The 23,473-nt window shown below is 66.7% G+C and carries 19 protein-coding genes; 8 read left to right on the top strand and 11 right to left on the bottom strand.

The features are described 5' to 3' along the window. Positions 1–106: 106 nt before the first annotated feature. Entirely contained in the window at positions 107–556 is a 450-nt protein-coding gene (locus tag HUT18_RS23675) for an Lrp/AsnC family transcriptional regulator (RefSeq protein ID WP_176104760.1), read from the bottom strand. Positions 557–686: 130 nt separating this feature from the next. On the opposite strand from HUT18_RS23675, the gene HUT18_RS23670 reads away from it, so the two are divergent. Then, positions 687–1,613 carry an SMP-30/gluconolactonase/LRE family protein gene (locus tag HUT18_RS23670; protein WP_176102573.1) on the top strand — a complete coding sequence of 309 codons (927 nt, stop codon included), beginning with the start codon at positions 687–689 and terminating at the stop codon, positions 1,611–1,613. A gap of 63 nt (positions 1,614–1,676) precedes the next feature. Here the strand turns inward: HUT18_RS23670 and HUT18_RS23665 are convergent, their stop codons facing one another. The 6 genes from HUT18_RS23665 to HUT18_RS23640 form a co-directional block, all read right to left on the bottom strand. Further along, positions 1,677–4,646 (bottom strand): trypsin-like peptidase domain-containing protein, encoded by a 2,970-nt coding sequence (locus HUT18_RS23665; RefSeq protein ID WP_176102572.1) that lies wholly within the window; start codon positions 4,644–4,646, stop codon positions 1,677–1,679. After that, entirely contained in the window at positions 4,636–4,947 is a 312-nt protein-coding gene (locus tag HUT18_RS23660) for a trypco2 family protein (RefSeq protein ID WP_176102571.1), read from the bottom strand. Before HUT18_RS23660 ends, HUT18_RS23665 begins: the two co-directional genes overlap by 11 nt. A 149-nt stretch (positions 4,948–5,096) precedes the next feature. Then, positions 5,097–5,801 (bottom strand): dihydrofolate reductase family protein, encoded by a 705-nt coding sequence (locus tag HUT18_RS23655; protein WP_176102570.1) that lies wholly within the window; start codon positions 5,799–5,801, stop codon positions 5,097–5,099. Positions 5,802–5,812: 11 nt separating this feature from the next. Further along, positions 5,813–6,211 (bottom strand): 6-carboxytetrahydropterin synthase, encoded by a 399-nt coding sequence (locus HUT18_RS23650; protein ID WP_176102569.1) that lies wholly within the window; start codon positions 6,209–6,211, stop codon positions 5,813–5,815. 119 nt (positions 6,212–6,330) lie between these two features. After that, positions 6,331–7,278: a zinc-binding alcohol dehydrogenase gene (locus HUT18_RS23645; RefSeq protein WP_254879082.1), complete on the bottom strand. Its 948-nt coding sequence runs from the start codon at positions 7,276–7,278 to the stop codon at positions 6,331–6,333. A gap of 171 nt (positions 7,279–7,449) precedes the next feature. Continuing rightward, positions 7,450–8,379, bottom strand: coding sequence for an NAD(P)-dependent oxidoreductase (locus tag HUT18_RS23640; protein WP_176102567.1), 930 nt, complete (start codon positions 8,377–8,379; stop codon positions 7,450–7,452). Positions 8,380–8,479: 100 nt separating this feature from the next. Between HUT18_RS23640 and HUT18_RS23635 the strand changes: the two genes are divergently transcribed. From HUT18_RS23635 to HUT18_RS23605, 7 genes are all read left to right on the top strand, one after another. Then, complete coding sequence (locus HUT18_RS23635; RefSeq protein WP_176102566.1) at positions 8,480–8,833, top strand: helix-turn-helix domain-containing protein; 354 nt, start codon at positions 8,480–8,482, stop codon at positions 8,831–8,833. A gap of 480 nt (positions 8,834–9,313) precedes the next feature. Next, complete coding sequence (locus HUT18_RS23630; RefSeq protein ID WP_254878774.1) at positions 9,314–10,321, top strand: cupin-like domain-containing protein; 1,008 nt, start codon at positions 9,314–9,316, stop codon at positions 10,319–10,321. Positions 10,322–10,406: 85 nt separating this feature from the next. Continuing rightward, positions 10,407–12,203: a non-ribosomal peptide synthetase gene (locus HUT18_RS23625; RefSeq protein WP_176102565.1), complete on the top strand. Its 1,797-nt coding sequence runs from the start codon at positions 10,407–10,409 to the stop codon at positions 12,201–12,203. A gap of 3 nt (positions 12,204–12,206) precedes the next feature. Continuing rightward, a complete protein-coding gene (locus HUT18_RS23620; protein WP_176102564.1) occupies positions 12,207–12,425 on the top strand; it encodes an MbtH family NRPS accessory protein in 219 nt (72 codons plus the stop codon). A gap of 5 nt (positions 12,426–12,430) precedes the next feature. Continuing rightward, the gene (locus tag HUT18_RS23615) at positions 12,431–13,261 is read left to right on the top strand and encodes a DUF6071 family protein (protein ID WP_176102563.1); all 831 of its coding nucleotides are present in this window, start codon (positions 12,431–12,433) and stop codon (positions 13,259–13,261) included. Between the two features lie 28 nt (positions 13,262–13,289). Then, positions 13,290–14,342 carry a TauD/TfdA family dioxygenase gene (locus tag HUT18_RS23610; RefSeq protein WP_176102562.1) on the top strand — a complete coding sequence of 351 codons (1,053 nt, stop codon included), beginning with the start codon at positions 13,290–13,292 and terminating at the stop codon, positions 14,340–14,342. 93 nt (positions 14,343–14,435) lie between these two features. After that, positions 14,436–15,410, top strand: coding sequence for a class I SAM-dependent methyltransferase (locus HUT18_RS23605; protein WP_176102561.1), 975 nt, complete (start codon positions 14,436–14,438; stop codon positions 15,408–15,410). A gap of 353 nt (positions 15,411–15,763) precedes the next feature. Here the strand turns inward: HUT18_RS23605 and HUT18_RS23600 are convergent, their stop codons facing one another. The 4 genes from HUT18_RS23600 to HUT18_RS23585 are packed head-to-tail and all read right to left on the bottom strand — an operon-like array spanning position 15,764 to position 23,439. Further along, positions 15,764–16,495: a GNAT family N-acetyltransferase gene (locus HUT18_RS23600; protein ID WP_254878773.1), complete on the bottom strand. Its 732-nt coding sequence runs from the start codon at positions 16,493–16,495 to the stop codon at positions 15,764–15,766. A 59-nt stretch (positions 16,496–16,554) separates the two neighbouring features. Then, positions 16,555–21,567: a non-ribosomal peptide synthetase gene (locus tag HUT18_RS23595; protein ID WP_176102560.1), complete on the bottom strand. Its 5,013-nt coding sequence runs from the start codon at positions 21,565–21,567 to the stop codon at positions 16,555–16,557. Positions 21,568–21,602: 35 nt separating this feature from the next. Beyond that, positions 21,603–22,361, bottom strand: coding sequence for a thioesterase II family protein (locus HUT18_RS23590; protein ID WP_176102559.1), 759 nt, complete (start codon positions 22,359–22,361; stop codon positions 21,603–21,605). After that, positions 22,351–23,439 carry an amidinotransferase gene (locus HUT18_RS23585; protein ID WP_176102558.1) on the bottom strand — a complete coding sequence of 363 codons (1,089 nt, stop codon included), beginning with the start codon at positions 23,437–23,439 and terminating at the stop codon, positions 22,351–22,353. The genes HUT18_RS23590 and HUT18_RS23585 overlap by 11 nt, the downstream gene beginning before the upstream one ends. Positions 23,440–23,473 lie beyond the last annotated feature (34 nt).

Below are 23,473 nucleotides of genomic sequence, written 5' to 3'. Positions count from 1 at the left end.
GCCGCCGTGAAGTGTCGCAACCTCAGCCCTCGGCCCCAGCCTTCAGTCCCCGCCACCGCCACCGCCACCAGTCTTCGGCATCAGCCCTCGACCTCACTCCTCGATCTCAGTCCTCGGCCTCCGGCCGCAGCGTCGGACGCTCGAAGAAGCTCTCCAGAACCACCGTGGCCTGAGTGCCGCTGACCCCGTCGATCGCGAACAACCGCCGTAGTACGTCCTGGAGTTGGACGGTGTCGGTGGTGCGCACCTTCACCAGGACCGAGGCGCTTCCTGCGATGATGTGCGCCTCCTCGATCTCCGGGACGGCGGCGAAGGCCTCGGCCGAATCGCCCATCCAGGCCGTCGACTCGACCATGACGAAGGCGAGCACCCCGCGCCCGACGGCAGCGTGGTCGATGTCGACCCGGGTCCGCGTGATCACGCCGCTCTCCCGCAGCTTGCGCACCCGCTCGTGCGCGGCTCCGGTCGAGAGCCCGACCTCCTTGCCCAGGGCCGCGTACGAACGACCGGCGTCTTCCTGGAGCAGCGCGAGCAGCCGCAGGTCGACCTCGTCCACCTTCGCCGCCATGCCGCTCGCACCCGCCCCGCTCACCTTGCCCGCCTTCTTCATCGCCCCACCATATCTGGTCCACGATCTCTCCTGATAGGCTGAATGATGTTCGGTTGAGTGAGCGAATCGAGGGAAAATGTCAGGCGAGATTCTCGACGGTCTGTACGAGATCCTGGACGAGCGTTTCCGTACCGGCCGTTGCGTCTACGGGGACAGCCAGCTGGAGAAGCTGTACGACAACTGCCGCTGGGCGGAGGGGCCGCTCTATCTCCCGGCCTGGCGCCAGCTCATCTGGAGCGACATCCCCAACGACCGTCTGCTGCGCTGGGACGAGGAGACCGGCGAGGTCAGCACCTTCCGCCGGGCCGCTGGGCACGTCAACGGCAACACCCTTGACGGACAAGGGCGGTTGATCTGCAGCGAGCAGGGCAACCGCCGGGTCACCAGGACCGAACACAACGGCGGGATCACGGTCCTCGCCGACCGTTTCGAGGGCAAGCGGCTCAACAGCCCCAACGACTCGGTCGTCCACTCGGACGGCACGATCTACTTCTCCGACCCCGACTTCGGCATCACCAGCGACTACGAGGGCCACCGCGCAGAGAGCGAGATCGGCGCCTGCCACGTGTACCGGATCGACCCGGTCACCGGCACCGTCCACCTCGCCGCCGACGGCTTCGGCGCCCCCAACGGCCTGGTCCTCTCCCCCGACGAGCAGCACCTGTACGTCTCCGACACCCGCCGCAACCAGATCCGCGTCTTCGAGGTACGCGAGGACCGCACCCTGTCCGACGGCAAGGTCTTCGCCGAAGGCAGGCCCGAGGGCGGCCGCTTCGACAACATCCGCTTCGACGACGGCGGCCGTCTGTGGGCGGCGACCATCGACGACAGCGTCCACTGCTACGACCCCGACGGCACCCTGATCGGCCGCCTCCTGATCCCCGAGCCCGTCTCCAACATCGCCTTCGGCGGGCCCAAGAACAACCGGGTGTTCATTACGGCCACGACGTCGGTGTACTCGCTGATGATGGGGGTGAGGGGGCTGCCGCGGGTGCGGGGGTGAGGCAGGGGGAAGGGGAGGAGGCCGGAGCGGGAGCGACCTGACGGGTCCCTCAACCGACCCGTATCAACTCTCCAACCGTCGGGCGTGCTCCAGCAGCCAGTCGGCCCTGACGACCTCGGCGTTGCCGTCGAGGGCGGAGGCCGCGTTGACCAGGGCCTCGGCGGCGGCTTGTGGAGTGGCGGGGAGGGAACGGGCCGCCTCTGCCAGGGAGTGGGACGCTGACTTCTGGACGGCACCCGCGATGTCGAGGGCGGTGGTGGCCCGTTCCGCCGTGGTGGCGGACTCGTCGAAGTCGCCGTTGCACCAGTGCGCCCAGGCGAGGTTGAGCAGGCAGACGCCCTCGGCACGAGGGTTCTCCATGAGTGAGGCCTCGTGCCGGGCTTCCGCCAGGACCGCCGCCGCCTGTGCCGAGTCGTCGAGGGCCAGTAGGGCGATGCCCTGGGCGTTCAGCGCGTAGGCGATCGCTTCCTGGCTGTCGGCGGCGCGATAGGCACGGGCCGTTTCGGCACCGGCGGCCACCGTCTCGCGCCAACGGCCGAGTGTCAGCAGGGCGATGGTGCGCGCGTTGCCTGCCCGGGCGATCGTGAGCAAGTCGCCGCCTTCGTGGGCGAGTTCGGTGAGTCGCTCGGCGCCGTCAAGAGCGCTCCGGCCGTCGCCGAGGTAGCTGTGGGCGAGGCTGAGGGAGAGCAGCGCGTGTACTTCGCGCTCGGGGTCGGCCAGTTCGCGCGCCAACTCGGCGGCACGGGCGAGGGGTTCGACGGTGGCACCCAGATCGCCGAGCTGCCGGTGGGCATCGCCCAGTCCGAACAGCGCGTTCTGCAACACGGCCCGGTCATCGAGACGTTCGGCGAGCGCCACGGCCTGGGTGAACAGTTCCGCCGCGTGTTCCATCGGGCCCGCGCTGAGCCGGGCGTGACCGTAGGCGACGACGTGGGCGAGGCGCACCCGCTCGTCCTCGATGTGGCCGTCGACGGCCAGGTGCATCGAGACCGCGGCGAGCACGGAGCCGTGCCAGACGAGCCATTCGCTCATCTCGCCCAGTACCCGCGCGGCCTCGTCGTGGTCGCCCGCGCGCACGAGGTGGTCGAACTGTCGCCGCAGCGGTTCCACGTCCTCCAACGTGCGCCAGGCGTCGCACGGTTGAGCTCCGCGCCCGTACCAGGATGCGATGTGCCGTTCCACGCGCTGCCTCCCGAATGGTCCGTTCGGTGTCATCTGTGCGTAGGCGAGATCCGAGTCCATGGGGTGGAGCCCGACCGTACGGCTCGCCCGGTCCACGGACACCAGGTGTACGCGGACGAGGGAGGCGAGCACCGTGGCCACGGGCAGGTCCGGGTCGAGTCCGCCGATGATCTCCGCGGCGGCGTTCTGCCGTACGGGGGTGCGCAGTGCCGCGAGGACGCCGAGGACCGCGCGTGCCGGGTCGTCGAGGCGCCGGTACCGGTCCTGCGCGAGATCCGCGACAACGTCGTGGCGTCGGGTGAAGTCCTCCAGCACGTCCTGCAGGCTCGGCAGCAGGACGGTGTCGTCGGCGACCGCACCGACGAGGAGTTCCAGGGCTCGCGGGACGCCGTGCACCCGGACCGCGGCCCGCAGGAGTTCGTCGTCGGACAGCTCGGCCACGCCGAGGCTGCCGTCCCGGTCGAGTTCGCGCAGCAGCGCGGCCGCCTCTTCGGGGCTGAGGCCCTCGGAAACCTCCACATGGGCGGCGAAGCGCCGCAGTTCGGGAGGGAGGCGTACCGGCATCTGGCTGGTGACGAGCAGCCGCGGGGTTTCGCGCGCGCGGAACAACTGATCGAGGAAGAGGGCCAGTTCGTCGTCGGCGATGCCTCCGTCGTCGTGGAGCAGGTCCTCCAGGTTGTCCATCAGGATGACGATCAACCGCTGCCCCAGGGACGCGAACAGTTCCGCCAGCCGGTCCTGTGTGCTGTTGCTCGCGGTCCAGAACTCGCGCAGGTGCGCCTGCTGCTCCGGGCCGAGCAGCTTGGCGCAGTCGAAGTAGAGGCGTTCCAGGGAGATCCCGGACGTACGGGTGGAGAGATTGACCAGGCCGGACGGGAGCGGACCCTGAGCGGGGCCGGGCCATTCTCCGCCGTCGAGGAGGTCCATGACCTTCGCCGCGAGCGCGCTCTTGCCGATGCCGCGTCGTCCGGTGACCATCACCATGCGGACGGCCGGGTCGCTCAAGTGCCGGACGATGGCGTCGCGTTCACGGGTGCGGTTCTTGAACAGTTCGATGCCGTGTGCGACGGGGAGGCCCACCACCCGCACGCCGGGGAGCCGTTGATCCTCAGCCTGCCCCTGCCCCTGCCCCTGCCCCGGACCGGCCAGGGGCAGTGATGCGATGTCGGGGAGTGCGAGGAGTTGAAGGAGTTCCGCACGCGCCCCGGCCGTCAGCTCGCGCAGCGCGTGGTCGAGCGGGACGGCGGTGAGACGCCCCGACCCCTCCGCGCGGTGGTGTTCGGCGACCACCCCGACGATCCGGCTGCCCGCCCATACGGCGGCGCCGGACATCCCCGACCAGGGCGACGTCGCCGGGTCGGGATCGGAGTCGGCGGGGGTCACCGTGATTTCCAGCCTGCGGGTGCGCCGATTGGAGAGCGTGGCCACGGTCCCGTCCGCCTGGTGCAGTTCACGGAAGGCCACCTCGCCCCGACGGCGCCGTTTGAACAGCGGGAATCCGACGGCGTGCACCTCGACCAGACCGGCCCGCTCGTCGTCGATGCGCCCGAAGCGGACCGGCTCCACCACAGTGGGGGCTGTCGTCGGCGGTACGACGGTCAGTACCGCCAGATCGCTGGTCCCGTCCGCCCAGGTCACGGACGCCGGTGCGGACCACTCCTCGGGCCGGTCGGCGTCGCACCGTACGACGGTCTCGGTGGCATCGGCCACGACGTGGGCGGCCGTGAGGATCGATGCGGCGGAGATCCGGTACCCGGAACCGCGCCGTCTGCCGTTGCCGGTTTCGACGATGATCTCGGCGATCCGGTGCGGGTCGACGCCCGAGGCGTCGGCCGGGGGCTCAGGCCTCATCGTCCAGTTCGGCGCCCGAGATCAGCGCGGGGCGATCGGTGGCGTCGGCCCGCACGGGCTGAAGCGTGAGGGTGATCCGCTGGGTGGACATCTGCGCGGAGCGCGCGGAGCCGTGCACGTCGAAGACCCAGAAGCGCACCTTGGCTCCCGGCTCTCGGCTCCGCTCCACACCTACGGTGAGTTCGAGTTCGAGCTTCTCGGCCTGGAACCGGAGTCCCTGACCTTCTCCGTCCGCCATGGCCCGGCTCAGCTCGCCCCTCAACTGGGCGATCATGTCCGCCAGTTCCACCGCGTCGTCCACTCTCGGCTCCCGTTCCTTGCGCCCCTGCGACCGGCCGTACGCTGCCCGCCGAGCATACCCACGGCACGTCAACCGCACCTGTCACAGGGCGACTTCCCCGCCACTCGACGATCAGGGCCGGATCCGGTGATCAGGAACGGGTCCGGCGATCAGGAACGGTCCTTCGGGGCGTATCGCAGCAGCACGACATCGTCGATCGGACGTGCTTCGAGGAGTTTCATACGGGCCGTCGGGCCGCCCGGGTACCGGGCCGGCCTCAGAAAGGACGGTGCTTGGTCCTCGCCCACCAGCAACGGGGCCACGACGAGGTGGAGTTCGTCGGCGAGGTTCTGCGCGAGGAGCTGTGTGTGCACCGTCCCGCCGCCTTCCACCAGGAGCCGCTCGACGCCGTGCCGGCCGAGGTGGTCGAGCAAGTAACCCCAGTCGAGCGTCGGACCGGTGCTCACCACACCGGCGAGAGGACTCAGGTCACGGCAGGCCCTGGGCAACGCGCCGTCCACGGTGAAGACCAGCTTCTCGCCCCCGCTGTGCCAGAACCGCAGACCGGGGTCCAGTTCGGCGGACCCGCTGACCGTCACCTTCAGCGGATGCTCCGTCCTCCCCAACGCGACGCGCCCGGCGCGCAGTTCGGGGCTGGTCACCAGGAGTCGGGGGTTGTCCCTGCGCAGGGTCCGCGCACCGACCAGGATGGCGTCCGCCGCGGCCCGTTCACCGTCGATACGGTCCAGGTCACGGCGGTTGGAGAGGACAAGCCGTTCACGGGCGGTGTCGTCCAGACGGCCGTCCACCGAGACGGCCGCGGACAGCAGCACGTACGGGCGGCGGACCGTCGCGGCCTTCGGAGGTTCGGCCATGATCGCGGCGGTCAGAGCGCGCGGTGGTAGTCGGCCCACGCGATGTGCGATTCGTGCAGTCGCACCGTGAGCCCCGTCAGCCCGTGCGCTCCGGGGCCCAGGGAGCCGTCGTGCACGCGTACGGCCAGACGGTCGGCGATGACCTTGGCCAGGAACTCCGTGGTCGTGTTCGTGCCCGCGAAGTCGGGGTCCTCGTCGAGGTTCCGGTACGAGAGCGCCGTGACGACCATCCGCACCTCCCGCGCCGCCAGCGCCATGTCGACGACGATGTTGTCCTCGTCCAGTTCCGGGCGCTGGAAGGTCGCGTCGACCAGGTACGTCGCCCCGTGCAGGCGCTGTGCGGGACCAAAGACCTCGCCGCGCAGGCTGTGGGCGATCATGAGGTGATCGCGGACGGTGACGCTGAACATGTCTTCTCCGGAGTGGCGTTGGCGGTGGGGTGTTGGCGATGAGGCGCTGTCCAAGGGGGACGGGAGAGGTGGCAGTGCGTGCCCTGGATCGGGGCGTGGCCCTCTCAGACCGGACCCGGTCAGTCGGGGTCGTAACGGATGCGGTGGCAGAGCCCCGGCCGTCTGCCCGTCGCGATCTCGGCCATGGTCCGCGGGAGTTCGTCGAAAGCGGACTCCCCGGTGATCAGCACGTCGAAGAGCGGGTCCCGCAGCAGGTCGAGCGCCAGACCGAGCCTGTCGGCCGCCGTGTGCCGCCCGCGCCGCTCCGGTGCGACGGCGCCGACCTGGCTGCTGCGCAGCGACAGCCGCCGGGAATGGAAGAACTCCCCCAGCGGCAGGGTCACTTGCCGGTCCCCGTACCAACTGAGGTCGACCACCGAGCCCTCGGGAGCGGCCAGTTCGAGAGAACGCCGCAGCCCCGCCCCGGTGGCGCTGGCGTGGAAGACGAGATCGCAGTCGTCCGCCGCCCGTTCCGGCCGGGCGAAGGCGACGCCGAGCGCCTCGGCAACCTGTGCGCGGGCCGGGTCGGTGTCGATCAACTCCACGCCGACGCCGGGAAACCGGGCGAGCAGAGCGGCCACGGAGCAGCCGACCATTCCGGCGCCCACCACGGCGATCCGGTCACCGATCCGTGGCGGGGCGTCCCACAGCGCGTTGAGTGCCGTCTCCACGGTCCCGGCGAGCACGGCGCGCTCGGCCGGCACCCCTTCGGGCACGGGGGCGAGCGCGCCTGACGGGACACGGAAGCGCGTCTGGTGCGGATACAGACTGAACACCAACCGGCCCAGCAACTCCGCAGGACCGTCCTCCACCCGCCCGACGTTGAGGTACCCGTACTTGACGGGCCCGGGGAAGTCCCCTTCCTGGAAGGGCGCGCGCATGGCCGCGTACTGGCTGACGGGGACCCGTCCGTGGAAGACCAGCGACTCCGTACCCCGGCTCACCGCCGAGTACAGGGTCTGAACTACGGCTTCGCCGTCACCGAGCTCGCCGTCGCAGGGCGGGCGGGCAGGCAGGCAGGCAGGCAGGCAGGCAGGCAGGCAGGCAGGCAGGCAGGCAGTACTAACGATTTCACCCTGTCCTGGGGCTACGACCCAAAAGGAGCGTATGTGGCTCGGCACGGGTGATCCTCTGCTCAGAACGGCCGTCTGCTGGCCCTCCGAGAATATGGGCATCGAACACCCGAACCCACGGGGGCCTCAGCCACGCCCCCGCAACAGGTCCACCACCCCCGTCAAGTCCTCGTCCCCACTTCCCATCGCCAGACGGCGCCGCATCAACTCGAAGTAGGGCGCGAGGAGTTCAGTGCTGACGCCCTGCTGTTCGGCGGTCCGCTCGAACGTCGGGACTCCGGCCACCTGCATGGCGAGCCGCGAGACCACGTCCTTCTCGTAGTCGCCGCTGCTCAGTTGCTCAGCGGTCTGGTGGACTGCCGGGGCCATCGCGACCAGCCAGTCGCCGAGCAGCGGTGCGAAGGCCACCGGATCGATGTCCTCCCCGCGGATCAGCGCGAACGCGTGCGTGGCCCCGGCGAACATCCCGTACATGGCGCTGAGCAGCGCCACGTCGTGCAGCGCCGCGAAGCCCGCGTCCGCGCCCACGTACTTCGTGCCAAGGGGTGCCCCCAGGGTGTCCCCGTACTCCTCGAACACCTCACGCGCACCGCTGTAGAAGACATACCCGCCCGCCTCCGGCACCCCGACCATCGGCGGAACGGCCATGATCCCGCCGTCCAGATACCGGGCCCCGCGCGCCTCGGTCCACTCGGCACGGGCGCGCGCCTGAGCCGGCGTGCCGGTGGTGAGGTTGACGAGGTCCTTGCCGCGAAGGTCGACGCCTTCCAACGTCACGTCGAGCGAGGCGTCGTCCAGCAGGCAGACGACGATCAGCCGGTTCGCGGCGACAGCGTCGGCAGCGCTGTCCGCGACGTTCGCACCCTCGGCGGCGAAGGGGGCGGAACGGGCGGGCGTGCGGTTCCAGACGGTGAGGGGGTGTCCGGCCCGGAGCCAGGTCCGGGCGAGGGCGGAGCCCATGGCGCCGAGACCGAGGAGGGCGAGGGAGTCCTTGTCGGCAGAGGTCGTGGTCGTGGTGGTGTCATCGAATGTGTTCGCAACAGGTGTCCGTGTCATGCCGTCTAGGCTGGTCACAGGCCCGGAGGTGATCAAGTACCCACTTTGGAGTGGGTGGTTACCCCGAGGTGAGCGAACAGGTCAGAGGAGTGGGCGAGCCATGGCGACGCTGAATCGGCCGACGGGACCGGACGGGCGCGACGAACACATCTGCGGAATCGACACCGCGATGGAGATCATCGGCGGCAAGTGGAAGGTCCTGATCCTCTGGGCCCTCCACCAACACCCCCACCGCCGCTTCGGCGAACTCCGCCGCCTCCTCCCCGGCATCACCGAGAAGGTCCTGACCTCCCACCTCCGCGAAATGGAATCGGACGGCATCGTTCACCGGGCTTCCTACGACGAGGTTCCGCCCCGCGTCGAGTACGCGCTCACTGCCGATGGGGTGCGCCTCAACGAGGCGTTGGGGCCGTTGGCGGAGTGGGGGCGGGGGCGGGTCGAGGAGCGAAGGTAGAGGTGGAGACCGGAAGTGGCCGTACGCGACCCGAACGGATGACTCCGCTACGTCCGGCCGCGTTCCCCGTGTTTGCCGCCCCCGCCCCGGAGCGATGGATCGCACCGGCGGTACGAAGAGCATCCCGCCTTCAACTGGCTTATTCCAGCAGCATCTTGTGATGCACACCACTCGAAACTTCGGTTGCGGCGGGCTGACCACACCTGTTTGATGTTCGAAGAATTGACGTACACGTGGAGTTTGTGCGGAAAGTGTCGGCTGGGGGGCTTCGATGCAGTGCGTCACCACGCACCCGTCGGTCCACGGATTCCCAGGAACCGACCCCGCAACAGGAACCGGCCCCCGCGATTGCGGGCTGTTCGCAGTCCTGTCACTGTCCACCCTTGCAGCGTTGGTGGCGTGCAACTCCAAAGACAGTCGCCTGAGTTGACCCTCGCGACGTCGGAGCGCTGATTCTCCGTTCAGCGCCAGGAGGACAAGGTGACCACAATTTCCGGTAACGCGGGCCCCCGTCAACGCGGCACCTCGGACGCCGACCCGAGAGAGGCACTCCAGCAGGCCGGCATCGATGTGCGGCCGATTCCCCGCGCCGCCGACGAGACGCCTGCCGGACTGCGGCGAGCCGTCACACAACGGGAAACCCCTCTCATCTTCAGTGGTTTGACCGAGAGTTGGCCCGCCCGTGAAGCGTGGTCTCCCGAGCGCCTGCGCGAAACCCATGGACAGCACGAGGTCACCGCGTTGATGGGCCTGCCCACCGACGGTGTGCTCTATCCGAAGGATCAGAAACTCTACGAACGCACCTTGCGCTTCGCCGAGTTCATCGACGCCATGCTGGACGAGGACCGGGACGGGCCCTGCTACCTGGCCTACCAGCGGGCCGCGGAACTCGTGGATCCCTCGGACTGCGACTTCACTTCCCTGCTGGGCACCACCGAACCGCAATCCACTGACACACGGGTATGGATCGGCTCCTCGGGCACCCGATCCATGCTGCATTCCGATCTCAAGGACAATCTGTTCTGTCAGATCTGGGGTACCAAGACGGTGACGCTCCTGCCCTGGCGGGACAGCCGCGCCGCTTACCCCTTCCCCGACAACCTGGTCAACAGCCAGATCGACGTGGCGCGTCCGGATGTGGCCCGCCATCCCCTGCTGCGGAACGTCACGTTCTACAGCACCACGGTCGGCCCCGGCGACATCGTCTTCATCCCTCGCGGCTGCTGGCACGACATCCGCTCGCACACGCCGTCGGTGTCGGTCAACCACTGGTTCGGCGCGGCTCAGAGCTTCACCGAGTACCTGGCGCTACTGGGCCGGCTCGGGCCGTCGTACTGGCAGCGCACCGCCAGGGACTTCGTCGAGCACGGTCTGCGGGGCCGCCGCGAGGAGACCCGGTTCTTCTTCTCCCCGCCGTCCACCGGCAAGCGGCTCTACGACGCGCTCCGGACGGGGAACTTCTCCGAGGGCAACGACCCTTCCAGCTGAGCAGGGTGCCGACCGCGTGCTTCGCACCCACCGCGCCTGAATGATCAGGCCCTTCATCGCTATTTCACTTACGGGGAGAACATCCGTGCTGGAGCGGGTCGACCTGACCATAGCCGCACACGCAGTCACACAGCCCGACGCGAAGGCGGTTTCCTCCGACGGCCGGTGGCTGACATACGGCGAGCTGCACGACCGGGTCAGCGGCGTGGCCGCGACCCTGACGTCCTGCATCGAGCCGGGCGTGGAACGACCTGTGGTCGTGATCACCGGACGCAGTGAATGGGCCGTCGTAGCGATGCTCGCGGTCTGGCAGGCCAACTGCGTCTACGTACCGCTGGCAGCGGGCACTCCCCCCGAGCGCCTGCGGGACATCTTCGAGAGCGTCGAGCCGGCCGCGCTCCTCACCGACCGCGACAACCTGGAGCAGCTGAAGGGCGTCTGGAGCGAGAGCCCCCTGCTCCAGATCGAGCAGGCCACCGGTGCGGGTGAATCCGCCACTGTGGCACCTCCCCCCGATCCGCACGGGTCCCAACTCGCCTGCCTGGTCCACACCAGCGGGTCGAGCGGTCCTTCCAAAGGCGTGATGATCGATCATCGTGCGCTGCACAACCTCGTGACCAACGTCGTGGAGCCGTACACGCTCGGGGCCGCGGACCGGGCGCTGCACTTCGGCGCCTTCGGCTGGGACTCCAGCATCGAGGAGGTCATCCTCCCCTTGAGCAAGGGCGCGTCCCTGGTGATGCGCACCGACGAGGCCGACTACGGCGTTCCCCATTTCCTGCGGCAGTTGGAGGACCAGTCGGTCTCCCATCTGTATCTGCCGACCTCGTACTGGCATGAGATCTGCCTTGAACTGAGCCGCGGAACGGTGCGGCTCCCGTCGTGTGTCCGCAGCGTGCTCATCGGCGGCGAAACCGCGTCCCTGGCCGATCTGGCCACCTGGCGCGAGTGCGTTCCCGAGGACGTCGATCTGTGGAACTGCTACGGGCTGACCGAGACGTGCGTGACCTCCACTGTCTACCTCGACGACCGGAAGCTCCCCGTGGAGCGGTTCCAGGGAATCCCGCTCGGGACCCCCTGCCCGAGCGTCACCGTAGCCGTGCTCGACGACCGGATGCGGAGTGTGCCGGTGGGCGAGGCCGGGGAGTTGTGCATCGGCGGTCCGGGCGTGGCACGGGGCTACTGGGGCGACCCCGTGGCGACAGCGAAATCCTTCGTACCCGACTCCGACGGGCAGGGGCGTCTCTACCGGTCCGGTGACCTGGTCAGGCAGGACGAGTCCGGTCTGCTGCACTTCGTCGGCCGCGTGGACCGGCAGGTCAAGATCAGAGGCTTCCGCGTCAATCCCGGTGAGGTGGAAGGCGTGTTGGCCCTCCATCCACGTATCAGGAAGGCCTGTGTCCTGGCCCGCACCGAGCCTTCGGGTCTCACCGGGCTGGTGGCCTGTCTGGAGTTCGTCGACGACCGGGACGACACCGAGGATGTCACGGCATTCCTCGAGGAGCGTCTTCCGGAATTCATGGTGCCGAGGACACTGGAAGTACTCGACAGCCTGCCGCTGCTGCCAAATGGCAAGATCGACGTCAATTCTCTGACGAGCAGCCGGTCCACCACTGATTCCCCGGCCTCGCTCCGGCCAACCGGTGCTTTCGAAAGCGTTCAGGCCATCTGGTGCGAGGTCCTGGGTGTCGAGAGCTGCGACCCGCAAGATGATTTCATCACCCTCGGCGGAAACTCGCTCTCCGGCATGCGCATCGCCGCACGGATCAACGAATCATTTGATGTGGAGATCCGCCTCAGGGACATATTGGACGCCCGCACGATCTCCGCGCTCACCGACCTCGTATCACGGCTCCACAAGGACGCCCCCCAAGGAGAATGAGACATGGAGAACTCCGTAAAAGACGAAACGGAATACGTTGTCGTCGTCAACGTCGAGGAACAGTACTCGATTTGGCCGACCCACCAGGATATTCCGACGGGCTGGCGAGCCCTGGACATTCGCGCACAGAAGGCCGAATGCCTCAACTACATCGAGCGCACCTGGACCGACATGCGGCCCCAGAGCCTGCGCGGCCCGCAGCAGCCGACGACTGAGGGGTGAGTGGCGTGATCCGTACGCTCTACGCCAACGGGTGCAGTTTCACCGAGGGCAAGGAACTCGAAGAGGAAGACCCAGAGCTTCGCCTGGCCGGACAGAGCAAGGACATTCTCACCCAGACCCAGGTGCGCGCCTATCGGAACAAGAAGGCGTGGCCCAGCCATCTGGGCAGGCTCCTGGATGTCGAGACGGTCATCAACGCGGGACGCAGCGGTGGCTCCAACGCGCGCGCGGTACGCATGACATACGACTACGTCTGCAGCTACCTCGCGGCCGGCGGCTCGGCCGAAGAACTCCTCGTCTGCATCGGTTTCACGGACCTGGTCAGAACCGAGCGCTTTACGAGCATGCCCGGGGTCGATGTCAGGTCCGACGCGCCATTCGATGACGGGTGGAGCCTGATGAAGACCAACCTGTCCACGAAAAAACATGGTGCAGATCGCTCAGGCTTGAAGGTGAATCGGTTCTATTACCGTTATCTGTTCACCGAGGAACAGGCCACCGTCACCTACGTCCAGCAAGTGCTCAACATGCAGTTCTTCCTGTCGTCACTCGGAGTGAGATTCCACTTCCACGACGCCCTTGCGACGAACGCTGAACCCGTAAACCGGTTCTCTCTGATAACGCAGCATTTGATCAACTTCGTCAAGCCGGGTGCACACCGCTCCGTCCACTCCGCCGGCAAGAACGAGATGGCCTACAAGGACGGGCACACTTTCGAGGAGTGGCTGGTGCGTTCGGGCGCCCCTCGCGCATCCGCACAGCACCCTCTCTCCGAGGCTCACCAGCAGTGGGCGAGGCTGCTCCACTCGGAGCTGCTGGAAAGCGAAATTATCTGAGTTCCCTGAGGGAGAAGGAGAATTCTGGATGTCGGAACTTCAGGGACACCACAGCCCCAGAGAGATCCATCTGACCGATCCGGTACCGGCACAAGTCGCACCGGAACTACCCGACTTGCCGCACGTGGAGGAAAAATGGGCGGCTCCCGGACACGAGCTGCCCCTCGTTCTCGAACCCCGCTCCGCCGACGTCCAATTGATCGAGCTGGCCACTGAGTACAAATCGGAGATCCGGCAACGCTTGCTCCGGTACGGCGGAATCCTGTTCCGCGGTTTTGCCAATTCCACTCCTGAGACGTTTCGCACCCTCATGACCGCCCTGTCCGGCGACCCTCTCGAGTACATGGAGCGGACCTCCCCGCGCCATGAGGTGGGTGACAAGGTCTATACGTCGACCGACTATCCGGCAGGGCAGGAGATCTTCCTGCACAACGAGCAGTCCTACAACATAACCTGGCCTCAGCTCATCTTCTTCCATTGCGTCACGGAGCCCGGCTCGGGGGGCGGTACACCGATTGCCGACTCCCGTAAGGTGTTCCAGCGCATTTCCGAAGAAACGCGCCGCAAACTGCAGGAACGAAAGTATTCTTACGTACGCCACTTCGGAGGCCCACTCGGGCTCAGTTGGCGCGAGGCTTTCCAGACCGAGGAACGGAGCGAGGTCGAAGAATACTGCCGGAGCAACGCCATCAGCTTCAGCTGGGACGAGAAGGATAAACTGACCACCCGTCAAATTCGCACGGTCAGTACGCATCACCCGGTCACGGGTGACGCGACATGGTTCAACCACCTGGTTTTCTTCAACATTCAGATGTTTGACCCCGGCACCAGGAAAGCCATGCTCTCCATGGGAAAGGACCGGCTTCCCAACAACACCTACTACGGCGACGGCGAGGACATCGAGCCCGAGATCGTGGAAGAACTGCGTGCCGCCTACCTTGCGGAGAAGGTCGTAGTCCCGTGGCGTGAGGGCGACATTCTGATGCTCGACAACATGCTCGTGGCCCACGGCCGGGAGTCGTTTACACCACCGCGTCGGATCATCGTGGGCATGACTGAGCCGCTTGCAGCCAACAGCTGAGCTCTCTTGTCCGCCGACCAAACTGAAGGGGTATCCTCGATGTCTTCTCCCACGGGCAGCGTTCCACATCCTGCCGAATGGACCCGCGGCCCGATGGCGAATCTCTTCTCGTCCTACGTGGCTGCTTCGGCATTGTCCAGCGCGTACCAGCTCGGGCTCCTCGACGAGTTGTCCGAGAAGGGCGAGGTTCCGCTCCTCGGCCACAGCGGCCAACGACTCGACGTGAATGTGCTGCGCACCATCTACCGCACGCTGCACTGGGCCCAGGTCGTAGAGATAAAGGACGGCGAACTCGTCATACCCGGCGCGCGCTTCGAAGAAGCGTATGCCGCGCGCGGCTACTTCTACTGGCTGGTCAAGGGGTGCGGCGAACTCTTCAGCATCGCGCCGGACGTGACCCACGAGGACCAGCGGACGGGCGACTTCTACCACCGCGACATGAGGGCGGTGGCAGTGGGGTCGCGTCACATCGGTGAGGAGGAGGTGGAAAAGCTCTTCGACAAGGTTCTCGCTGATGTTCAGGTCGGGAAGGTCGCCGACCTCGGCTGCGGTTCCGGACAGCGGCTGATCCGGATCGTCGGCAACCATCCTCATGCCCACGGTGTGGGGGTGGACATCTCCAAGGCGGCCGTTCAGCTGGCCACCGAGTCCGTAGGGGAAGCGGGGCTCTCCCGCCAGATCTCCGTACTGCAGGGCAACGCCCTGGCGCTGGAGGCACTGCCCGAATTCGCCGATGTGGACACGATCACCTGCGTCTTCATGGGACACGACTTCTGGCCGTACGAGAGCTGTGTGAACACCCTGCGCGAACTGCGCAAGGCCTTCCCCGCGGCCAAGCGGCTCTTCATCTGCGACGTCGTTCGCACGACCGATCTGCCGGGCCCGGACACCACCATCTTCACGCTCGGATTCGAAGCGGTCCACGCGCTGATGGGCGACTATCTGCCCACGTACGACCAATGGCAGGAAGCCTTCACCGAGGGCGGCTGGGAGTGCAGGGCGACCCATCCCACCACCACACCGCCCAACGGATACCTCTTCGAACTGGTCCCCGCGTCGGCGGAGTAACCCGACGAGGCATGCGCAGGCGGAGGTGCAAGACGCGCTCGTCGTCGACACCGATGTCGTGCTCGCGTAACGGCAGCTGTGGGCAGTCGAGTTGACGCGCCTTCGTGAACGGCCGGGCACACTCCGTGGAGTGTGCCCGGCCGCGGAGGATCCGTGGTGGCCTCGGTGCGCGTTTCTCTTGGTACGCGAACTCGTCTTCCACGCCGGGCAGTTGACGGATGCGCCATCGCCGGAGGGGCGTGGACACGTCGGCGGGATCCGGCTGTGGTGATCGGGCCGGGCTCAAGACAGCGGCCCTCGACCGGTCAATCCGTACTCGCGACGCGTCGGGCAACTCTGCTTGTCACGGCACGCTAAAGACGCCGATGAACCCAGACGTTGGGCTCGATGTAGGCCGCCGAATCGTGGCGCAGGTCGCAGTGAACCGGGGTCAATGCCTCCGGCACGACAGTCGGACCATGCGTGTCGAACGGGAGCCCCGTCCACTCCCGCCAGTTGTCGAGCGATCCCACCACCACCATCGACGCCGGAGCCACCCCCACGATGTCCGCGCCCAGCCTGACGTGCGCGCGAAGCAACGGGTCCTCGGGGAGCCCGTTCCTGGTCCGCTGGATGTACTCGCTCATCGGAAGCTCGGGAACCTCTGCCTTGCCGGGTGGCCTCACCGGCGCGACGAAGTGACGGAAGCCCCTCGCCTCCGCCAGATCGTGCATGGCTCGCAGCATCCGGGTGCCGATTCCCGTCCCGCGGAGGCCCTGGCGGACCACGACCTCGAGCCCGCAGACCGCATCGCCCTTGTACCCTGCCAGCCGCGCGAGGTGAGCCTGACGCACGGCTCCGTCCCATCCGCTGTCGGGCAGGCCCTTGGGAGGCACGTCGTCGAGGCCGACGGGCACGCAGTACGCCCGCGCGAGCACCTCCCCCGAATCCTCCGCCGACACGGCGACGAGGACGTACTCGGGATAGTCCGCATGGGCGTCGATGTGGAACCGCTCGCCGATCGGCTCGTGCCGCATGAACTCCGGCCAGCTGTTCTTGAGTGCCAGGACCTTCCCCATCAGGTCGGGTCGCTCGGCCAACGTCACTACGTGTATGCCCTGGTTCACAATCCCCGTCTTCTCCCCTGTCGGTCCACCACGAGGCGTCAGGCGCCCTGGCCGCCGGACGCACTCCGCACATGCTTCGCAAGCGCCGCGACGCTGGGCGTGTTGAAGAGCACCCGGAGGTTGATGTCGGTGTCGAGGGTGTCGTTGATCCGGGCGATGACCTGGATGGCAAGCATCGAGTGCCCACCGAGTTCGAAGAAATCGTCGTGCAGACCGATCGGGGAAACCCCAAGAAGCTCCGACCAGATCTCCGCGACAACCTCCTCGGTCCGCGTGCGCGGAGCCTCGAAACGCGCCGCCAGCTCGGGCCGACTCCCATCGGGCTCCGGAAGCGCCTGCCGGTCCAACTTCCCACCCGGCCCCACCGGCATGGCGTCCAACACCATCACCGTCGAAGGCACCATGAAATCAGGCAAGAACCCCGCCAGATCCTCACGCAACCGACTACCCAGCACCCCACGCTCGACCTCATGACCAGACGCCACGGTGACATACGCGATCAGCCGACGATCCTCGGACTCCCGACCATGCGCGACAACAACAGCCTGCTCCACAACCGCCTGCCGACGCAGCACCGACTCGACCTCACCGGGCTCCACCCGATAACCACGAATCTTGACCTGATCATCAATCCGCCCCAGGAACTCCACCTCACCCGAAGACCGATAACGCACCAAGTCACCACTGCGATAAAGCCGTTCACCCGGAGCCCCCCACGGATCCGGCACAAACCGCTCCGCCGTCAAACCAGGCCGATTACGGTAACCCCGCGCCACCCCAAGACCACCGATGTACAACTCACCGGGCACACCCACCGGCGCCAACGCACCATCCACGTCCACCACATACAAACGCACATTGTTCAACGGCCGCCCGATCACCGGCCGATCACCCTCAACCCGCGCCAACGTCGCATCCACCGTGCACTCCGTCGGACCGTACAAATTGAAGGCACTGTGGCCGTACCGGGCCGAGAGCGCGGAGAGCATGAGCCAAAGCTCCGGGTCGATGGCCTCGCCACCGATCAGGCTGAAACGGGGTGTGTGCTCCCGGCCGAAGAGGCCCGAGTCGATGAGCGCGCGCAGCATGGTCGGCGTGCAGTTGAATTCGTCGATCCGCTGCTCGCACACATAGGCGGCGACAGCCGCGGGGTCCTTGCGTGTCGACTCGTTCAGCACGTGCAGCGTGACACCCTCACACATCAGGAGCAGCTGCTTGACGGACGAGTCGAACGACAGCGGCGAGAGCAGCAGGCCTTGCAGGCCGGGCGAGAGGAGTCGGTCGCCGGCCAGCTCATCGCGGAGCGCCGTCATCAGGTTGGCCAATGCGCGGTGGGTGACTTCGACGCCTTTGGGCTGCCCGGTCGAGCCGGACGTGTAGATCACGTACGCCAGATCATCCGGACCCGCCACCTCGCCCCGAACACCACCGGCATCCGCACCCGCCACCTCCTCCGGGGAGACCTCACCCCGAGGGACATCCACAACAACCCCACGCCCCGCAACAGCCGCCGGCACATCCGCACCAACGACCATCACCTCAGCACCACTGTCCTCCAGCATGAACGCCAACCGCTCAACCGGATACGACAGATCCAACGGCACATACGCAGCCCCGGCCCGCAACACCCCCAGCAGGCCAACCACCATCTCCGACTGCACACCCGAACACACACCCACCACACGACCGGGCCCCACACCCACCGCACCCAGACGCGCCGCCACCACACCCACAGCCGCATCCAACTCCCGATACGTCCACCGCCGGTCACCCTCCACCAGCGCCACCGCATCAGGCGTCCGCGCCACCTGCGCCCCGAACAACCCAGAAACCGTCACCCCACCCAACTCACCAGACGCGGGGACATTCCACTCGGAGAGCAGACGATCGCGCTCGGCCTCACCCAGCACAGGCAACTGGGACAACCGCACCGACGCATCGGTCGCCACCGCCTCCAACGCCCGTACGAATCCCTCGGCCAACCGCGCGACCGTCGACTCGTCGAACAGCTCGGCCGCATAGACCACCTGCCCCTCGAGGCCTTCCCCCGACTCCGCCAGGAACATCGACAGGTCGAACCGCGTCACCTCGTCGAGGGGAGCGAAGGAATCCACCCGCAGGCTCGGCAGATCCAGCTCCGGCTGCGGAACATCGTTCAGCTGGAACATCACCTGAACAATCGGATTCCGGCCCAGGTCTCGCACCGGCGCCAACTCTTCGACCAGTTGCTCGAACGGCAGATCCTGATGCTCGTAGGCACCCAACGCCGTGTCCCGGGTCCTGCCGAGCAGATCCTCAAAGCGCGGGTCGCCCGAACAATCCGTGCGCATCGCCAAGGTGTTCACGAAGAAACCGATGAGCGACTCCAGCTCCGGACGGTGCCGGCCCGCGATCGGTACCCCTACGACCACGTCCCGCGTCGCGGCGAACCTGCCCAACACAGCCTGGAACGCGGCCAGTCCCACCATGAACAACGTCGCGCCGTGCGCCTGGCCCAACCGGCGCAACTGACGGCACACCTCCGCCGGAACCGCGAAGTCCCATGCAGCTCCCCGGTAGGAGGGCACCACCGGCCGCGGCCGGTCCGTCGGCAACTGCAACAACGGCGGCGCACCCGCCAGCGCTCCCCGCCAGTAGTCGACCTGCGACGCGGGCCCGCTCTCCTCGAGACAACGACGCTGCCAGACCGCGAAGTCGGCGTACTGAACCGACAGTGCCGGCAGAGCCGCGTCCTTGCCTTCGACGAACGCCGCGTAGAACAAGCTCAGTTCACGCATCAGGACGAGTCGGGACCACGCATCGGCGACCACGTGGTGCATCGTCACCCGCAGCACATGATCATCGGGGCCGAGCCGCACCACATCGGCACGCAGCAGCGGCCCGGCGGAAAGATCGAATGGCGTACGTGCTTCCTCCCGGACCAGTCGGCGTGCCGCCGATTCCGGATCCGCTTCTCCCGACACATCCACCAGCGGAAGCGTCATCGGCGCCGGATGCGCGAACTCCTGCCAGGAGTGTCCGGCCTCCTCGTGGATCGTGGCGCGTAGTACCTCGTGCCGCGCGACCACCGCGCTCAGCGCCTTGGCAAGCGCGTCCAGGTCCAGTGGCCCCCGCATCCGGACGGCGTCGGGCACGTTGTAGAACGGGTTGTTCTCGACCAACTGGTCCAGGAACCACAACCGTTGCTGGGCGTGCGACAGCGGCATGCGGCCGGTCCTGGGAACCGGCTGGAGCGCTGCGCGGGAGGAATCCGTTATCAGGCCGTCCAAGTGTTTTGACAGTGCGGCCACGGTGGGGCTCTCGAAAATCACCCGGAGGTTGACGTCGGTGTCGAGGGTGTCGTTGATACGGGCGATGACCTGGATGGCAAGCATCGAGTGCCCGCCGAGTTCGAAGAAGTCGTCGTGCAGACCGATCGGGGAAACCCCAAGAAGTTCCGACCAGATCTCCGCGACAACCTCCTCGGTCCGCGTGCGCGGAGCCTCGAAACGCGCCGCCAGCTCGGGCCGGCTCCCATCGGGCTCCGGAAGCGCCTGCCGGTCCAACTTCCCACCCGGCCCCACCGGCATGGCGTCCAACACCATCACCGTCGAAGGCACCATGAAATCAGGCAAGAACCCCGCCAGATCCTCACGCAACCGACTACCCAGCACCCCACGCTCGACCTCATGACCAGACGCCACGGTGACATACGCGATCAGCCGACGATCCTCGGACTCCCGACCATGCGCGACAACAACAGCCTGCTCCACAACCGCCTGCCGACGCAGCACCGACTCGACCTCACCGGGCTCCACCCGATAACCACGAATCTTGACCTGATCATCAATCCGCCCCAGGAACTCCACCTCACCCGAAGACCGATAACGCACCAAGTCACCACTGCGATAAAGCCGTTCACCCGGAGCCCCCCACGGATCCGGCACAAACCGCTCCGCCGTCAAACCAGGCCGATTACGGTAACCCCGCGCCACCCCAAGACCACCGATGTACAACTCACCGGGCACACCCACCGGCGCCAACGCACCATCCACGTCCAGCACATACAAACGCACATTGTTCAACGGCCGCCCGATCACCGGCCGATCACCCTCAACCCGCGCCAACGTCGCATCCACCGTGCACTCCGTCGGCCCGTACAAATTGAAGGCCACGACGTCGGGCGTGTCACTCAGACGCCGCCACATGTCGGCGGGGAAAGGCTCTCCGCCCGCCATGATGCGCAGCGGTGTGGGCAACGGCCCGGCCGCGAGCAGAGCCGCGAGCTGCGACGGCGTGCAACTCACCGTGTCGACGCCGTGCTTGTTCAGGTAGCGCGAGGCGGCGGGCAGGTCCCTGCGGTTGTCCAGTACGTGCAGGCAACCCCCGGTGAGCAGAATGCCCACCGCCCGCCATGAGGCGTCGAAGGTCAGGGACGCCAGCAGCAGCACCTCGGAACCGAGGCACGGGCGCAACTCACGCAGCATGGACGCCAGATTGGTGTGGGTGACTTCGACGCCTTTGGGCTTCCCGGTCGAGCCGGACGTGTAGATCACGTACGCCAAGTCGTCCGGACCCGCCACCTCGCCCCGAACACCACCGACACCCACCTCCCCCACAGGGATCTCACCCCGAGGGACATCCACAACAACCCCACGCCCCGCAACAGCCGCCGGCACATCCGCACCAACGACCATCACCTCAGCACCACTGTCCTCCAGCATGAACGCCAACCGCTCAACCGGATACGACAGATCCAACGGCACATACGCAGCCCCGGCCCGCAACACCCCCAGCAGGCCAACCACCATCTCCGACTGCACACCCGAACACACACCCACCACACGACCGGGCCCCACACCCACCGCACCCAGACGCGCCGCCACCACACCCACAGCCGCATCCAACTCCCGATACGTCCACCGCCGGTCACCCTCCACCAGCGCCACCGCATCAGGCGTCCGCGCCACCTGCGCCCCGAACAACCCAGAAACCGTCACCCCACCCAACTCACCAGACGCGGGGACAGCGCCAGAAGAATCACGGAACGAATCACATGGAATCGACGTCACGTCAGAACACCTTGTCCTTGTGGGCAAAAAACGATTCAGAGCCCGATCAAACTACGAGCCGTTGCATCGACGATTTCGACTACGTCTGATGCTTTCGTCTCGACGAAGAAATGGTCACCGTCGATCTCGACGCTGCGAAAACCACCCGTTGTAAATCGCGACCACGGCCGGACGTAACTTGGCGGCGTACCCTCATCGTGCCGACCGTAGAGACCGATGACCGGAATCCGCACACCCTGCTCACGGATTCCGTGCGCCGCATCCGAGAGGTGCAGATCGGCCTTCAGCGCGGGGAGCATCAGCTGGGCGAACTCCCCGTTGGACGCCAGTTCGGCCCTGGGCCCTCCCTCGGACCTGAGCCGTTCGAGGAGTTCACTGTCCGCAAGCCCCCGCGCCTCCGACGACACCGGACCGCTCCATGGGGAGCGCCGCCCGGATACGAAGAGCACCGCGTCGGACTCAATCCGGTCTCCCAGCAACTCCTGCGCCACCCGGGCCGCGAGCACGGCGCCAAGGCTGTGGCCGAAGAGTATGACCTTCGATGTGGCGACAGGTTCGATCGCCGTGCACAGTTCGGCGACCACTCGCTCGGCGTCGGACTCGGGTGCTTCCGACAGCCTCTCCTCGCGACCCGGTAGTTGGACCGCGAAGGCGTTCACCAGTGGTGACAGTTGCCGCTGCCAGCCACGAAAGACCCGAGCCCCGCCGCCCGCATAGGGAAAGCAGACAACCGTGCACAGGGACACCGGGCGGCCGGGGGTCAGGTTCTTCAGTATGGGGTGCTCAGTCGACATATGTCTCGAGCGAACCTGATCGGCGCACATCCAGGGTGGCGCAGTGGAAGGAGCCGCCGAAGCTGTTGAAGTTCCGGAAGTTGCAAGGAATCGGAGTGAATCCCCATTCCTTGAAGAACTGGATCATCGGCTCGTCCTGAGCCTCCACGATGACGCGCTGCTCGTCGAGCATGAGGATGTTCATGTTGATCCACTTGCTCGTCATGTAGAGCGGCTGCGCATCAGGCATGATCGGCGCGGGCGCAGCCCGCACCTCCCAGTTCCTGAACATCTTCGGGACCTCGGGCACGCGCTCGGGGTTGATGAGCAACTTGCCCGGTGCCAGCGGAGCCAGCGTGGCGTCGATGTGCATGGGGTGGGTGTCATTGAATTCAAAGACACTGACCCGGAACTCATCACCCAGGGTGCGGCGCAGCCACTCGATGCCGAACTCATTGGTGACGTTGCTCTTCTGTCCGATGATGTCGCGCCCGAGGCGGAGGAAGTCGGCAGCATCGAAGGTGGGTTCGAACTCGGTTATCGCGAAGCGTGTCGGCTCGCCCTCCGCAGGCTCTTTCCAGTCGAGGTCGAACATCTCGTCCGTGAGTTCCGGCTTGGGACCGGCGATCCACTGCGCCCCGTTGTGGAAGTACTCCTTGAGCAGAGGGCGATAGGCCAGGTTCTCGTAGTAGCGCGAACGCCAGGCCATGGGGCATTCGATGATCTTTTCGCCCACTACCAGGATGGTGTCGCGCGGCATCGCGGCATACATCCCGGTGGTCGCCCATGCGCCCGTCGAGTAGAGCTGCCCTTGCGGGATCGGCTCGGGGCGGCGGACGGTGACGCCCTCGCCCTCCAGAATCCGGACGAATTCTTCGAGTTCCTCGTTGGCGGCCTTGACGATCTCCGGCGGGAACTCCTCACCCCCGCGCTGACGGAACGTCTCGTGCTGTTGGGTAGGTATCACCGGCTCCAAAGACGGATGCCATTGCGGGAAGCGCGCATCGTCCAGGATTCCGACAATCACCTCCTCCAGCGGGTCCCATTCGGTGTAGGAACTGACCTGACTACCTTCGTACTTCTTCCCTGCATCTCGCATCAACGTGCCCCCCTAAAGAGTTAAGGAAAATTTT

The organism is Streptomyces sp. NA04227, assembly GCF_013364195.1.
Taxonomy (GTDB): Bacteria; Actinomycetota; Actinomycetes; order Streptomycetales; family Streptomycetaceae; genus Streptomyces.
Note: the sequence above shows the minus strand (reverse complement) of the source record. Positions and strands in the feature narration are given on the sequence as shown.